At 68.2% G+C, this 14,851-nt stretch carries 11 protein-coding genes; 9 read left to right on the top strand and 2 right to left on the bottom strand.

The features are described from left to right. The first annotated feature begins 18 nt into the window (after positions 1-18). The 3 genes from ACE3Q6_RS06325 to ACE3Q6_RS06315 are packed head-to-tail and all read left to right on the top strand — an operon-like array spanning position 19 to position 3,188. Positions 19-1,131 carry a Gfo/Idh/MocA family protein gene (locus tag ACE3Q6_RS06325; RefSeq protein WP_374429846.1) on the top strand — a complete coding sequence of 371 codons (1,113 nt, stop codon included), beginning with the start codon at positions 19-21 and terminating at the stop codon, positions 1,129-1,131. Between the two features lie 22 nt (positions 1,132-1,153). Then, positions 1,154-2,044, top strand: a complete 891-nt coding sequence (locus ACE3Q6_RS06320; protein WP_374429842.1) for a TIM barrel protein — start codon at positions 1,154-1,156, stop codon at positions 2,042-2,044. Positions 2,045-2,054: 10 nt separating this feature from the next. Then, positions 2,055-3,188 carry a Gfo/Idh/MocA family protein gene (locus tag ACE3Q6_RS06315; RefSeq protein WP_374429837.1) on the top strand — a complete coding sequence of 378 codons (1,134 nt, stop codon included), beginning with the start codon at positions 2,055-2,057 and terminating at the stop codon, positions 3,186-3,188. Here the strand turns inward: ACE3Q6_RS06315 and ACE3Q6_RS06310 are convergent. Next, the gene (locus ACE3Q6_RS06310; protein ID WP_374429832.1) at positions 3,185-4,183 is read right to left on the bottom strand and encodes a LacI family DNA-binding transcriptional regulator; all 999 of its coding nucleotides are present in this window, start codon (positions 4,181-4,183) and stop codon (positions 3,185-3,187) included. The genes ACE3Q6_RS06315 and ACE3Q6_RS06310 overlap by 4 nt on opposite strands. Before the next feature lie 195 nt (positions 4,184-4,378). Between ACE3Q6_RS06310 and ACE3Q6_RS06305 the strand changes: the two genes are divergently transcribed. The 6 genes from ACE3Q6_RS06305 (at position 4,379) to ACE3Q6_RS06280 (ending at position 13,340) form a co-directional block, all read left to right on the top strand. Beyond that, complete coding sequence (locus tag ACE3Q6_RS06305; protein ID WP_374429827.1) at positions 4,379-6,154, top strand: ATP-binding protein; 1,776 nt, start codon at positions 4,379-4,381, stop codon at positions 6,152-6,154. Then, positions 6,151-7,494, top strand: coding sequence for a sigma-54-dependent transcriptional regulator (locus ACE3Q6_RS06300; RefSeq protein WP_374429822.1), 1,344 nt, complete (start codon positions 6,151-6,153; stop codon positions 7,492-7,494). The genes ACE3Q6_RS06305 and ACE3Q6_RS06300 overlap by 4 nt, the downstream gene beginning before the upstream one ends. Positions 7,495-7,708: 214 nt before the next feature. After that, positions 7,709-8,686, top strand: a complete 978-nt coding sequence (locus tag ACE3Q6_RS06295; RefSeq protein ID WP_374429820.1) for a tripartite tricarboxylate transporter substrate-binding protein — start codon at positions 7,709-7,711, stop codon at positions 8,684-8,686. Between the two features lie 64 nt (positions 8,687-8,750). After that, complete coding sequence (locus ACE3Q6_RS06290; RefSeq protein ID WP_374429818.1) at positions 8,751-9,212, top strand: tripartite tricarboxylate transporter TctB family protein; 462 nt, start codon at positions 8,751-8,753, stop codon at positions 9,210-9,212. A 9-nt stretch (positions 9,213-9,221) separates the two neighbouring features. Then, on the top strand, positions 9,222-10,727 hold the full coding sequence (locus ACE3Q6_RS06285) for a tripartite tricarboxylate transporter permease (protein ID WP_374429816.1): 1,506 nt from the start codon (positions 9,222-9,224) through the stop codon (positions 10,725-10,727). Positions 10,728-10,949: 222 nt separating this feature from the next. Continuing rightward, the gene (locus ACE3Q6_RS06280) at positions 10,950-13,340 is read left to right on the top strand and encodes a Hint domain-containing protein (RefSeq protein ID WP_374429813.1); all 2,391 of its coding nucleotides are present in this window, start codon (positions 10,950-10,952) and stop codon (positions 13,338-13,340) included. 6 nt (positions 13,341-13,346) lie between these two features. On the opposite strand, the gene chrA is transcribed toward ACE3Q6_RS06280, so the two are convergent. Continuing rightward, complete coding sequence (chrA, locus tag ACE3Q6_RS06275; protein WP_374429810.1) at positions 13,347-14,726, bottom strand: chromate efflux transporter; 1,380 nt, start codon at positions 14,724-14,726, stop codon at positions 13,347-13,349. Between the last annotated feature and the right edge of the window lie 125 nt (positions 14,727-14,851).

Raw genomic sequence — 14,851 nt, 5'->3', positions numbered from 1 at the left:
TGGCGCAGGGAGGCTTCGGTGGCGGAAATCGGGATCGGGCTGGTCGGTGGTGGCTACATGGGCAAGGCCCATGCGGTGGCCTATTCGGCGGTGGGCGCGGTTTTCGACACGCCCTTGCGGCCCCGGCTTGAAGTGATAGCGGCCACCAGCGAAGCCAGCGCCGAGCGCTACCGCAAGGCCTATGGTTTTGCTCGCGCGACGGGCGACTGGCGCGATCTGGTCGCCGATCCGCTGGTCGAGGCGGTGGTGATTGCCTCGCCCCAGTCCACCCACCGCGCGATAGCCGAGGCGGCCTTCGCGGCCGGCAAGCCGGTCTTTTGCGAAAAGCCGCTGGGCGCTTCACTGGACGACGCGCTGGCGATGGTTGCAGCAGCCGAGGCGTCGGGCCTGCCGAACATGATCGGCTTCAATTACGTGCGGACCCCCGCGACGCAATTCGTCCGGCAGCTTCTGGCCCAAGGCGCGATCGGGCAGGTCACCTTCTTCCGCGGCGAGCATACCGAGGATTTCCTGGCCGACCCGGCGCTTCCCGCGACCTGGCGCACCACGGGTCGGGCCAATGGCTGCATGGGCGATCTCGCGCCGCATCCGGTCAACTGCATGCTGGCGCTGATGGGGCCGGTGGCCGAGCTTTCAGCCCGGATCGAGACGGTCCACGCCATCCGCCCCGGCCCGGACGGGCCCGTCGCGGTGGACAATGACGACCAGGCGCAACTGATGCTGCGCTTTGCCAGCGGGGTCATGGGGCACCTCTTCATCAGCCGCATCGCGACGGGGCGGAAGATGGGCTACGCCTATGAGATCCACGGCACGAAGGGCGCGATCCGCTTCGACCAGGAGGACCAGAACGCGGTCCACCTCTACCGCGCCGAGGGGCCGGAGGCGACACGCGGCTTCACCAGGATCCTGACCGGGCCGCAGCATCCAGACTACCTCGCCTTCTGCCAGGGGCCGGGCCATGGCACCGGCTACCAGGACCAGATCATCATCGAGGCGAAGGACTTCCTGACGGCCATCGCCACCGGCCGGCCGGTCTGGCCCACCTTCCGCGACGGCCTGGCCGTCAGCCGGATCATCGACACCGCCTTCAAGGCCTCCGACGACGGCCGCTGGCACGCCGTCCCCCACTGACCCTTCACGGCATGAGGACCCCATGACCATCCGTATCGGCAACGCGCCCTGTTCCTGGGGTGTCGAGTTTGCAGACGACCCCCGCAACCCGCCCTGGCGTCAGGTCCTGTCCGACTGCGCCGCTGCCGGCTATACCGGGATCGAGCTTGGCCCCATCGGCTTCATGCCCGAGGACCCGGCGATCCTGGGCGAGGCGCTGGCCCAGAATGGGCTGGAACTGATCGGCGGCGTGGTCTTCCGGCCCTTCCACGACCCGGCGAAATGGGATGAGGTCTGGGACGCCTCGGTCCGGACCTGCAAGGCGCTGACGGCACACGGGGCGAAGCATCTGGTGCTGATCGACTCGATCTCCCCCCGCCGCGCCCCGACCGCTGGCCGGGCCGACGCGGCCGAGCAGATGGACCCGGCCGAATGGACCGCCTTCCGCGACCGGATCGCGACCGTGGCGAAGATGGGGGCCGAGGAATATGGCCTGACCGTCGGCATCCACGCCCATGCTGCGGGCTTCATCGACTTCGAGCCGGAACTGGAACGCCTGCTGGACGAGGTGGACGAAAAGATCCTGAAGATCTGCTTCGACACCGGCCACCATTCCTACGCGGGCTTCGATCCGGTGGCCTTCATGCGCCGGCACATCGAACGCATTTCATACATGCACTTCAAGGACATCGACCCCAAGGTCAAGGCGGATGTCATCGCCAAATCCACCGGCTTCTACGACGCCTGCGGCCAGGGCATCTTCTGCAACCTCGGCACCGGCGACGTCGATTTCCCGGCCGTCCGCCAGATCCTCCTTGACGCCGGTTTCGAAGGCTGGTGCACGGTGGAGCAGGACTGCGATCCAACCCTGGACGTCAGCCCCATCGACGACGCGCGGAAGAACCGCGCCTACCTGAAATCCATCGGCTTCTGAGGGACGCATAATGGCACGACTGAACTGGGGCATGATCGGCGGCGGCGAAGGCAGCCAGATCGGCCCGGCCCACCGCCTGGGCGCCTTGGCCGACGGGCATTTCAACCTGGTGGCCGGAGCGCTCGACCACCGGCCCGAGGCGGGGCGCGACTATGCGCAGCGCCTGGGCGTCGCCGCCGACCGCGCCTATGGCGACTGGACGGAGATGCTGGCGGGCGAGCGGAACCGCCCCGACCGCTGTGATCTGGTGACCGTGGCCACCCCGAACTCCACCCATTTCCAGATCACCAAGGCCTTCCTCGAGGCGGGCTTCCATGTGCTGTGCGAAAAGCCCATGACGGTGACGGTCGAGGAGGGCGAGGAGATCGTGAAGATCGCCCAGAAGACGGGCCGGATCTGCGCGGTGAACTACTGCTACTCGGCCTATCCGATGGTCCGGCAGGCCCGCGCCATGGTGCGCAATGGCGACATCGGCAAGGTGCGGCTGGTCGTGACCAACTTCAGCCACGGCCACCACGGCGACGCGACCGACGCCGACAACCCCCGCGTCCGCTGGCGCTATGACCCGAAGATGGCCGGCGTCTCGGGCCAGTTCGCCGACTGCGGCATCCATGCGCTGCACATGGCCAGCTTCATCTGCGACGACGAGGTGGAAAAGCTTTCCGCCGACTTCGCCTCGACCATCCCCAGCCGCGAGCTGGAGGACGACGCGATGGTCAACTTCCGCATGACGAAGGGCACCGTGGGCCGGCTCTGGACGTCCTCCGTCGCCATCGGGCGGCAGCACGGCTTCGACATCCAGGTCTTCGGCGAAACGGGCGGGCTTCGCTGGGCCTCCGAACAGCCGAACCAGCTGATCTACACGCCCGTGGGCGGCCGGACGCAGATCATGGAGAAGGGAGAGGGCGGGCTTTACGAAGACGCCAAGCGGCTGAGCCGCGTGGCCATCGCGCACCCGGAAGGCTTCCCGCTCGCCGTGGCCAACATCTACTGCGATCTCGCCGACGCGATCCGGGGCGAGAAGCGCGACGGCTTGCCGACCGCTCCCAGCGGGTTGCGGTCGATGGCGGCGGTGCACACGGCGGTCGCTTCGGCCAAGGCCGGTGGCGCCTGGATGGACGCCCGCCCGCCGATGTTCCGCTAGGGCAGGGGGCGTAGGCTCTCGCGCTCGACGATGCTGCAGGGGAAGAGCCGGGTCTCCGGTCGGCGGTCAGGCGTCTCGCTGGCGTCCACCACCAGCTCGATGGCCGCGTCGATGATCTGGGCCACGGGCTGGCGGATGGTCGTCAGCCCGATCATCTGCCAGCGCGCCATCTCCATGTCGTTCAGCCCGATCAGACCGACATCTCCCGGCACCGACAGGCCGGCTTCCTGCAGGGCACTCAAAGCGCCCACAGCCAGAAGATCGTCGCCGCAGAAATAGGCCTCGGCCGGGCGGTCCTGCAGAAGCCGCTGCATCTCGGCCCGGCCCGCGTCGAACGTGTATTCGGCCGCGAAGCTGGTGCTTGCGCCGACCTGCGGGTGCGCCGCCAGTTCCGCCAGGAACCCCGCCATCCGGTCCTGGGTCGACGTGGCGGTCCTTGGCCCCCCAAGGAACGCGACCCGCTGATAGCCCCGGTCGACCAGCGTCCTTGCCGCCATCCGTCCGCAGGCCACGTTGTCTATCCCCACCACATGCACATCCGGCGCCGTCGCATAGCGGCCGAAGGCGTGAACCACCGGCAGGCCGGCAGCCTTGAAGGCTTCGGAAAAGCTGGGCGGCAGGGTAGAGGACGCCACGATCACCCCATCGACCGAATACTGCCGCAACATGCGCACCGAGGCCGCCGGGTCGGTCGCATCGCTGAGGTTGACCAGCAACGGGCGCAGCCCGCGGTCCTGCAGGCCGCGGGTGAACAGGTCGAAGACCTCCAGGATCAGCGGGTTGTGGAAGTTGTTCGCGATGAGCCCGATCAGCTTGGTCCGCCCCGTCGTCAGGCTGGACGCCAGCGCATTCGGCGCATAGCCGAGGTCCGCCGCCGCCTTCTCCACCTTGGCCCGCGTCTTGGCCGAGACCGAGGCGCCATCGGTGAACGTGCGCGAGACCGCCGAGCGCGAAACCCCCGCCCGCTCTGCCACGTCCTTCAGCGTTACGCCCATCCGTCTGCCTGTCTACCCTGCCGGGCGCACCCGGTGCCCATGGAAAACCAAGACCGCCTCGCCGGGCTTTGCAAGGGGTTTCAGACCGGGCACCCTGAATGGCGGCGACGATTTTGGTCTCCCACCCCGGCGGCGGGCGTGGCATGGTGACGGCAGGAACGGTCCGGGGCGGCGGCAGCGACGGGAGGGGGACACGTGAAATCCTGGTTCTTCCTCCTCGTCGCGGGGGCCGTGGCCCTGATCTTCGGAGTCGAGCGGATCGCCAGCCGCAACGCGCTTGAAGAGGGGCAGGTCCGGGCCGAGACCACGCTGCGCCAGACCGTGAACGCTCTGGAAAGCCACCTCAGCCGGTTCGAGGCGCTGCCCGCGCTCCTGGCCCAGGACGACGCCGTCCGTGCGCTGCTTCTCGCCCCGCGGGATGAAGCGCGGATCGCCGCCATGAACCGCTGGCTGGCCGAGACCAATGCGCTGGTCGAATCCTCCGACCTCTATCTCATCGACCTTGCAGGCGACACGATCGCCGCCTCGAACCACGCGCGGCCCGACAGTTTCATCGGCCAGAACTTCTCGTACCGCCCCTATTTCACCGCCGCCCGCGATGGCGGTCTGGGCCGCTACTTTGCTCTGGGCACCACGTCCGGGGTCCGCGGCTACTACTTCGCCTCACCCGTGCGGGGCGATGCCGGACAGGTCCTGGGGGTCGTCGCGCTGAAGATCGGCGTCGATGCCATCGAGGCCGGCTGGCGCGCCCGCGACTACAGCATCCTCGTCACCGACCCCGAGGGCGTCGTCTTCATGTCGACCGACCCGGGATGGCTGTATCGCGCCTTGCTGCCGCTGACGTCCGACCGGCTGGAGCGTCTTGCCGCCACGCGCCGCTATTCCGACGCACGGCTCGAGGAACTGCAGCCCAGCGAGACGCAATCCGGTGGCGTGGCGCTGATGCGGCTGGCCGACGGGGCCGGGACCTCGCGCGAATTAATCGCCACCCAGACGCCGATGCCCCGGGCAGGCTGGACCGTACGTGTTCTCCTCGACACCGCGCCGATCCGGGCGCAGGCGCGGCTGGCGGTCGCGGCCTTCGGTCTTTTGCTGCTCGTCGGTCTCCTTCTAGCCTGGACCCTGGTCCAGCGCCGCGCCCGGCTGGCCGAACGCCTGGCGATCCAGGCCGCGGCCCAGGCGGACCTTGAACGCCAGGTTGCCGAACGAACCGCCGATCTGACCCGCGCCAACGAGGATCTGCACCGGATGCAGGCCGACCTGGTGCAGGCGGGAAAACTCGCCGCTCTCGGGCGAATGTCGGCGGCGCTCAGCCACGAGATCAACCAACCGCTCGCCGCCGCGCGCAACTATGCCGACAGCGCGGGCCTTCTGATCGACCGGGGCGACCTGCCGCGCGCGCGAGAGAACATCGGGTTGATCCTGGGCCTGATCGACCGCATGGCCGCCATCGCCCGCCATCTTCGCAACGTGGCCCGGAAGCCCAACGAACCCTTGAAGGTCGTGGACCTTGCCGCCGTGGTGCAGGACGCGCTGACCATCGCACAAACCCGCCTCAACGCTGCCGGGGCCACGGTCGCGCTGGACCTGCCCGCCGACCTGCCGACCGTGCAGGGCGGGCCGGTGCGGCTGCAGCAGGTGATCGTCAACGTCCTGTCGAACGCCGCCGATGCCGTCGAGGGCCTGGTCGACCGCCGGATCGAGGTGACGGCGCGAAGCGAGGGTCAGGAGGTCACGCTGGCGATCCGCGACCACGGGCCCGGCGTCGCCCCCGCCATCGCCGACCGCATCTTCGACCCGTTCTTCACCACCAAGCAGGTAGGCTCCGGCCTGGGGCTGGGCCTGTCGATCAGCTACAACATCATGAAGGACTTCGAAGGCGACCTGCGCGTCGCGAACCACCCCGACGGCGGCGCGGTCTTCACCCTGGTCCTGCGTCGCGCCACCGCGCGCGCCCTGGCCGCCGAATGACGCAGACCGTCCTTCTGATCGACGACGACGAGGCGATGCGCCGGTCGACCGAACAGGCGCTGGAACTGGCGGGCTTCTCCGTCCAGTCCTTCCCCAGCGCCGAGGCCGCGCTTCCCCTGATCGGCCCCGGCTTCACCGGCGCGGTGATCTCGGACATCCGGATGCCCGGGATGGACGGCATGAGCCTGCTGGAACGCCTCACGCTTGCGGACCGCGACCTGCCCGTCATCCTGATCACCGGCCATGCCGAGGTGTCGCTGGCTGTCGAGGCGATGCGGCGCGGGGCCTACGACTTCATCGAAAAGCCCTTCACCACGCAACGCCTTGCTGCCACCCTGCGCCGGGCGCTCGACCGCCGCGCACTGGTGATCGAGAACCGCCGCCTCCGCGCCGTCGCGGGCCAGCGCGATGATCTCGAGGCACGGCTTCCCGGTCGCAGCCCTGCCGTGATCGACCTCCGCCGGCTGGTCCGCACGCTTGGACCGTCCGAGGCCGATGCGCTGATCACCGGACCGACCGGGGCGGGGAAAGAGGTGGTGGCGCAGGCCATGCACGACCTCTCCAGCCGCGCGGGCAAGCCCCTCATCGCGATCAACTGCGCAGCGCTTCCGGCCCAGCTGATCGAGTCCGAACTTTTCGGACACGAGGCCGGCGCCTTCCCCGGCGCCCTCCGCGCCCGCTACGGCCGGTTTGAACATGCGCGCGGCGGCACGATCCTTCTGGACGAGATCGGCTCGATGCCCCTGGACCTCCAGGCGCGCCTCCTCCGCGTGCTGCAGGACCGGGTCATCACCCGCCTCGGCTCGAACGACCCGATCGCACTGGACGTCCGCTTCCTGGCCACGTCCAAGGCCGACCTCGCCCAGGCCGCCGCCGCTGGCACCTTCCGCCAGGACCTCCTCTACCGCCTCGCCGTCGCCACCATCCGCGTCGCCCCGCTGGCCGACCGGCGTGAGGACATACCCCTCCTGTTCCTTCAACTCGTCCGCGAGGCCGCCGCGCGCCACGGCACCGAAGACCGCACCCCCGACCCGGAACTTCTGGCCGAACTGTCCGCCCGCGACTGGCCCGGCAACGTGCGCGAGTTGCGCAATGCCGCCGACCGCTTCGTCCTTGGCCTCGACTGGATGGAGGGGCAGGGACCCGAGGCGCCACGGCTCGCCGACCGCGTCGCGGGGTTCGAGCGCAGCGTGATCGCAGGGGCCATCGCTGCGCATCGGGGACATCTGCGCAAGGTCTACGAATCGCTCGGGATCAGCCGCAAGACGCTGTACGAGAAGATGCAGAAGCACGGCCTTGACCGCCGCCTGATCGTCGAGGGGGACGAGGGCGAAGGCTGACGCCCGCGGATGGGTGGAAATCCACCCATGCCGACCGGCGTGATGGGGCCATTTCCACCCATTCTCAGGCCCCAGGCCCCGGAAACCTTCCCGCGCGCCGACGGTTTCCTTTGCCGTGGTCCCGGTTTCGCGCCCCCCTGTCCGCAGCCGGGACGGAGGAGGAAGCCGCCCCGGGACAACGCTACGGACAGCAAGCCACGTCTGGGAGGACATCATGGCCCTTACATCGAAACTCGCCGGCCTCGCCGCCGGCGCGACGCTCGCCGCGTCTGCCGCCTTTGCGCAGACCTATCCCGAACGCCAGATCACGATGGTCGTGCCCTTCGCGGCCGGCGGACCCACCGACACCGTGGGGCGCCTGATCGCCGAGAAGATGTCAGCCGACCTTGGCCAGCAGATCATCGTGGAAAACGTCGGCGGCGCGGGCGGCACCCTTGGCGCTGGCAACGTCGCCGAGGCGGAAGCGGATGGCTACACCATCCTGCTCCATCACATCGGCATGGCGACCAGCGCCACGCTTTACCGCAACCTCGCCTACAACCCGCTTGAGGCCTTCGAATACGTGGGCCTCGTCACCGAAGTCCCGATGACCATCGTCGCCCGCAAGGACCTGGAACCGGCCGACTTCGCCTCGCTCGTCACCTACGTGAAGGAAAACGCCGACACGATCACGATGGCGAACGCCGGGATCGGCGCGGCCTCGCACCTGTGCGGGATGCTGTTCATGCAGGCGGTCGAGGCCCCCATCGTGACGGTTCCCTACAAGGGCACCGGCCCCGCGATGACCGAGCTTCTGGGCGGCCAGATCGACATCATGTGCGACCAGACCACCAACACCGCCGAACAGATCAAGGGCGGCACGATCAAGGCCTATGCGGTGACGACGCCCGCGCGGCTGGACATCTTCCCGGACCTGCCGACCGTGGGCGAAGGCGGTTTCCCCGGGATGGAGGTCTCGGTCTGGCACGGGCTTTATGCGCCGAAGGGCACGCCGGCCGAGGTGGTCGACCGCCTGTCGGCCTCGCTGCAGAAGGCCCTGGCCGATCCGGACATCGCGGCGAAACTGGCCGAGCTTGGCACCGCGCCGTCGCCTGCCGCCGATGCGACCCCGGCTGCCCTGAAGGCCAAGCTGGAAGCTGAGATTGCCCGCTGGAAGCCGATCATCGAAACCGCCGGCGTCTACGCGGACTGATCAGGACCACGGGGGGCGCTGCGCAGGCGCCCCCCGATCTTTTGGCGAGGGGAGGCGCCATTCCATGAAACTCAGCATCGACTGGACCGACGCTCTGGCGGGTCTTCTGTTCATCGCCTTCGGACTGCTCTTCGGGGTGCAATCCCTGGGGCTGGAGATCGGCACCGCCTTCCGCATGGGGCCGGGCTATTTCCCGCTGGTCCTGTCGGGGATCCTGATCCTTCTCGGCATCCTCATCGTCGCAAGCGCCATCCACGACCGGGGCGGCGAGGGGATCGGAACGCTCGCCTGGCGCGGCGTCCTCTTCATCCTGCCCGCGCCGATCTTCTTCGGCCTCACCGTCCGCGGCCTGGGCTTCGTGCCCGCGATCTTCCTGACGACCCTCATCGCCGCGCTGGCTTCTCTGAAGATGCGCCTGCACTGGGCGCTCCTCCTTGCCGCCGGCGTCACGCTCTTCGCCACCCTGGTCTTCTCCTACGGCCTTGGCCTTCCCTTCCGCCGCTTCGGCCCCTGGCTTCCGTTCTGAGGCACGCGCATGGACCTGCTCTCCAACCTCTCGCTCGGCTTCGCCACTGCAGCCTCGCCCGAGAACCTGTTCTTCTGCCTGATCGGCGTGATCCTCGGCACCCTGATCGGCGTCCTGCCGGGCATCGGTGCGACGGCGACCATCGCGATGCTTCTGCCGATCACCTTCCAGCTCGAGCCCGTCTCCTCGCTCATCATGCTGGCCGGCATCTACTACGGCGCGCAGTATGGCGGGTCGACCACGGCGATCCTGATCAACATGCCGGGCGAAAGCTCTTCGGCCGTGACCGCCATCGACGGCTACCAGATGGCGCGGCGCGGCAAGGCCGGGACAGCGCTGGCCGTGGCGGCGCTGGGATCCTTCTTCGCGGGCACCGTCGCCACGCTCCTCGTCGCGCTCTTCGCGCCGCCGCTGACCACCATCGCGCTGAAGTTCGGGGCGGCCGAGTATTTCAGCCTGATGGTCCTCGGCCTCGTCTCGGCCATCGCCCTTGCGCACGGGTCGATCCTGAAGGCATTGGCGATGGTCGTCCTGGGCCTGATCCTCGGCCTCGTCGGGACCGACATCTACACCGGCACCCCGCGCTTCACCTTCGGGATCACCGAATACGCCGACGGCCTCTCCTTCGTGGCCCTCGCCGTCGGCGTCTTCGGCATCGCCGAGATCCTGCGCAACCTGGAAGGCGAGCAGGACCGTTCCGTCCTTGGCACCAAGCTTGGCGGCCTTTTCCCCTCGCGCGAGGACCTTCGCCGCATGGTCGCGCCCATGTTCCGCGGAACGGCCATCGGCTCTGTCCTCGGCATCCTGCCGGGGGGCGGGGCGGTGCTGGCCTCCTTCGCCTCCTACACCGTCGAAAAGCGCCTCTCCGACACCCCGCAAGAGTTCGGCCAGGGCGCGATCGCCGGGGTCGCTGGGCCGGAATCGGCCAACAACGCCGGGGCGCAAACGAGCTTCATCCCGCTCCTCACGCTTGGTATCCCCGCCAACCCCGTTATGGCCCTGATGGTCGGCGCCATGATCATCCAGGGCATCGTCCCGGGCCCCAACGTCGCCACCGAACAGCCCGAGCTTTTCTGGGGCATCATCGCCAGCATGTGGATCGGCAACCTGATGCTCGTCGTGCTGAACCTGCCGCTGATCGGGCTATGGGTGAAGCTTCTGAAAGTGCCCTACCACGTCCTGTTCCCGATCATCATGGCCTTCTGTTCGATCGGGGTCTATTCGGTGAACTCGAACGTCTACGACCTCTATGCCGTCGCCTTCTTCGGTCTCATGGGTTACGCGCTTCTGAAGCTGCGGTGTGAGCCCGCGCCGCTTCTCCTCGGCTTCGTCCTGGGACCGATGCTGGAGGAAAACCTGCGCCGCGCGATGATCCTCGGCCGGGGCGACCCCTCGATCTTCGTGACCCGCCCGATCAGCCTGACGCTACTCCTCCTGACCGTGGCGGTGCTGGTCGTCATGCTTCTGCCGGCGATCCGCAAGAAGCGGGAAGAGGTCTTCGTCGAAGCGGACTAAGCCGTTGCCACGCCCGCAAAGGCGCTTCGGGCCACTCTTCGGCATCCATTGCGTCTTTGCATAGATATAGTAGCATCTCGCCATGCGAGTGGCACAGGAAGTGACGTCCTGCCGCAAAGCTGTTAACTTTGTGTTCATGTTTCTTGGTTTGACCCGGAAATCGACTGATTCCTGCGTTCCAAGCCTCACGGAAACACGATCTGGCGTGGATGCGGAGAGTTCATGGCGACGATTCCCGGCACGAGTGGCAACGACAGCCTGGTCGGTGACATCGACGGCAACTTCAACGACGTGATCTCCGGCGCCGGCGGCAACGACACGCTGCGCGGGTTGACGGCCAACGACATCCTCTACGGCGGGGCAGGTACGGACCTCCTTGACGGGGGAACGGGTAACGACACGCTCTACGGCGGGTCCGCGAACGACACGCTGATCGGCGGCGACGGATTCGACTTCTTAAGCTACACCGGCTTCACCTCGTCGGTCACCGTCAATCTTGGCACCAGCATCGCTTCGGGCGACGGCACCGATGTCATCTCCGGGATCGAGGGGGTCATCGGCAGCTCGGCCGCGGACACGATCACCGGCGACTCGCTTGGCAACTGGCTGCAGGGCGAGGTCGGGGCCGACCTGATCTCGGGCGCGGCCGGGTTGGACAGCCTTTATGGCGGGACAGGTCTCGATACCCTTTACGGCGGGGCGGATGCGGACCTGGCCTTCGGCGGGATCGAGGCTGACGTGCTGGCGGGCAACGACGGTCTCGACACCCTCTACGGGGACGCGGGCATCGATCGGCTGTACGGCGGCAACGACGCCGACCAGCTGTTCGGCGGCGGCGATGGGGACGCCCTGTTCGGCGATACGGGCGCCGACACGCTTTACGGCGATGTGGGGATCGACACGCTTTACGGCGGCAATGACGCCGACACGCTGTATGGCGGCAACGACGGCGACCTGATCTACGGCAACGACGGGGTCGACGCGCTCTTTGGCGATGCCGGGACCGACACGCTTTACGGCGATGCGGGTGACGACCGTCTGGACGGCGGCACCGAGGCGGACTCGCTTTTCGGCGGCACCGGCTTTGACACGCTCTACGGCGGCGCAGGCGTCGACGTCCTGCGCGGCGGCGACAACGACGATCTCGTCTATGGTGGCAGCGAGAACGACAACATCTTCGGCGAGGCCGGCCGCGACACGCTTTACGGCGGTGCGGGCACGGATACCCTGGACGGCGGCGACGGCGATGACTTCCTTCTGGGAGACGAGGGTGGCGACAGCCTTCTCGGGGGGAACGGCGACGACACCCTGCGCGGTGGCGACGGTGCTGACACCTTTGTCGGCGGGACCGGTCTTGACGTGCTGGACTACAGCGATTCCAACGCGGCCATCTCGGTCAACCTGGCCGCCAGCAGCTTTTCGGGCGGTTTTGCGACCGGGGACAGCGGGACGGGCGTCGACGGACTCATCGGCTCGAACTTCAACGATACGCTGGTCGGCTTCGACGGGTTCAGCGCCGATCCGGCAGACCGCTACACGAACATCATCGACGGCGGGCTCGGCAACGACAGCATCTCGGGCCTCGGCGGCAACGACATCCTGCGGGGTGGGGCCGACAATGACACCGTCTCGGGCGACACCGGCGACGACCTTGTCGAAGGCGGCACCGGGGATGACAGACTTCTCGGCGGGGACGGTAATGACACCGTTACGGGCGGCACGGGGCGCGACACGCTTTACGGCGGGGCAGGGCGCGATGGGCTCTTCGGCGGCGACGACGAGGACCTGCTTGCTGTCAGCTTCACGCCGTCGGCGAACGATGTCCTCGGCGCCGAAACCGTGGACGGCGGTGTTGGCGGCACCGACAACGACACGCTCCGGCTTGACATCACCGGGTTCGGCTGGGGTCGCATCGATCTGGCCTACGACCCTCTGAATGACGAGAACGGCACCATCACGTTCTTCGGCCCGGATGGCGTCACCGTCGTCGGCACGCTGGCCTTCGCGGACATCGAGACCCTCGTGATCGTCTGCTTCACGCCCGGGACCCGCATCCTGACCGACCGCGGCGAGGTCGCGGTCGAGACACTGCAGCCGGGCGATCTTGTGCAGACGCGCGACCATGGGTTCCAGCCCCTGCGCTGGATCGGCAAGCGTCACCTGACCCCGCGCGAGTTGCGCGCCCGTCCCGCCCTGCAGCCGATCCGCATTGCAGCCGGGGCGCTGTTCGGCAGCGGACCTGACCGGCCGCTGACCGTCTCGCCCCAGCACCGGGTGCTGGTGTCCGGTGTCAGGGCCGAGCTCTACTTCGGCGAAGACGAGGTACTGGTTCCGGCCAAGCACCTTCTGGGCCTGCCGGGTGTCAGCCGCGACTGTCCCGAGGCCGGCGTGACCTATGTCCACCTGCTCTTTGACCGGCATGAGCTGGTGGTGTCGAACGGGGCCTGGACGGAGAGTTTCCAGCCCGCCGAGAAGACCGTCAGCGCGCTGGATGCGGCCACGCGGGCCGAAGTGCTGGAGCTTTTCCCGGACCTGGCCGCAACCGCCCCGGCCTTTCCCAGTGCCCGGCTTTCGCTGCGGGCGCATGAAGCCCGGGTGCTGGTGGCCGGCTGACCGGCCTCAGGCAAGGCCCGCCAGGTGCAGGATCAGGCCCAGACCCGCCGCACCCGCAAGGACGGTCGCCATCCCGAGCCGCCAGCGGAACACCGCAAGGATGGCAAGCGCCGAAAGTGCCGCGGCGATCCAGTTGATGGACGGAAGCACCGGCAACTCCATCGCCAGCGGGCCGAGGTCCACCACCGCGACCTCGCTCCACACGACATGGATCGCGAACCACAGCGCCAGGTTCAGGATCACGCCCACCACCGCCGCCGTGACGGCCGACAGGGCCGCCGACAGGGCCGCGTTGCGCCGCAGGCCCTCCATGTAGGGCGCGCCGAGGAAGATCCAGGCAAAGCAGGGTGCAAAGGTCACCCAGGTCGTGAGCAGACCCCCCAGCGTGCCTGCGAGATAGGGTTGGGCCCAGCCTGCTTCGCGAAGCGCCCCCATGAAGCCCACGAACTGCAGAACCATGATCAAGGGCCCGGGCGTCGTCTCGGCCATGCCAAGTCCGTCCAGCATCTCGCCCGGTTTCAGCCAGCCGTAGGTGCCCACCGCCTCTTGCGCGACCCAGGCCAGGACCGCATAGGCCCCGCCGAAGGTCAGGACCGCCAGCTTCGAGAAATAGGTGGCGATGTCGGCAAAGACGCTGCCGGGGGCGATGAGCAGGATCACTGCGACCGGCAGAAGCCAGAGCCCGATCGCCGCGACGCCCGCCCGCAGGGCATTGCGCCGCGCTTCGGGCGGCAGCGCCGCCTCTTCGCCCAGAAGCGTCTCGGCATCGGCGACATGCGTCCCGCCCACGGCCGCATGGCCACCCCCCGCCCGGAACGCGGCCAGCCCGGCTTGCGCCCCCGTCCAGCCGATCAGCGCAGCCATCGCGATGATCAGCGGAAACGGCACCTGCAACGCGAAGATCGCCAGGAACGAGGCCGCCGCGATCACCCGCATCGCGCCGTTGCGCAAGGCCCGCCGTCCGACGCGGACCACCGCCTGCAGCACGATCGCCAGGACCGCGGCCTTCAGCCCCAGGAACAGGGCCGAAACGAAGGCGATCTCGCCATAGGCAGCGTAGATCCAGGACAGCCCCATGATCGCGACGACGCCAGGCAGGATGAAGAGGCCCCCCGCCACCAGCGCGCCCCGCACCCCATGCATGAGCCAGCCGATATAGGTCGCCAGTTGCTGCGCTTCGGGGCCTGGAAGCAACATGCAGAAGTTCAGCGCATGCAGGAAGCGGCCGTCGCCCAGCCAGCGCTTCTCCTCCACCAGCACGCGATGCATCACCGCGATCTGGCCAGCCGGGCCGCCGAAGGACAGGGCTGCGATCCGCGCCCAGACGCGGGTGGCCTGGCCAAGGGTCGGCAGCTCGGGTCGGTCGTTGGCGACGGGCGCTGTCATGCGCGGTCCTTAGTCCAAGAGTGTATCAACATTGCGAAAGCGCGCGATTACCGGTCGTTCAGGATGGGTCGCCGACCCGGATTGTCAATCCTTGGGCGGCCGGCCGTCGCAGCGCCATTTCGGTG

This window comes from Tabrizicola sp., assembly GCF_041913445.1.
GTDB lineage: Bacteria > Pseudomonadota > Alphaproteobacteria > Rhodobacterales > Rhodobacteraceae > Tabrizicola.
Note: the sequence above shows the minus strand (reverse complement) of the source record. Positions and strands in the feature narration are given on the sequence as shown.

Bases quoted from the DNA above. Each gene is read 5' to 3' on its own strand.
- ACE3Q6_RS06310 (WP_374429832.1), bottom strand. From the start codon at position 4,183: ATGGGCGTAACGCTGAAGGACGTGGCAGAGCGGGCGGGGGTTTCGCGC.
- ACE3Q6_RS06320 (WP_374429842.1), top strand. From the start codon at position 1,154: ATGACCATCCGTATCGGCAACGCGCCCTGTTCCTGGGGTGTCGAGTTT.
- ACE3Q6_RS06300 (WP_374429822.1), top strand. From the start codon at position 6,151: ATGACGCAGACCGTCCTTCTGATCGACGACGACGAGGCGATGCGCCGG.
- ACE3Q6_RS06290 (WP_374429818.1), top strand. From the start codon at position 8,751: ATGAAACTCAGCATCGACTGGACCGACGCTCTGGCGGGTCTTCTGTTC.
- ACE3Q6_RS06315 (WP_374429837.1), top strand. From the start codon at position 2,055: ATGGCACGACTGAACTGGGGCATGATCGGCGGCGGCGAAGGCAGCCAG.
- ACE3Q6_RS06285 (WP_374429816.1), top strand. From the start codon at position 9,222: ATGGACCTGCTCTCCAACCTCTCGCTCGGCTTCGCCACTGCAGCCTCG.
- ACE3Q6_RS06295 (WP_374429820.1), top strand. From the start codon at position 7,709: ATGGCCCTTACATCGAAACTCGCCGGCCTCGCCGCCGGCGCGACGCTC.
- chrA (WP_374429810.1), bottom strand. From the start codon at position 14,726: ATGACAGCGCCCGTCGCCAACGACCGACCCGAGCTGCCGACCCTTGGC.
- ACE3Q6_RS06280 (WP_374429813.1), top strand. From the start codon at position 10,950: ATGGCGACGATTCCCGGCACGAGTGGCAACGACAGCCTGGTCGGTGAC.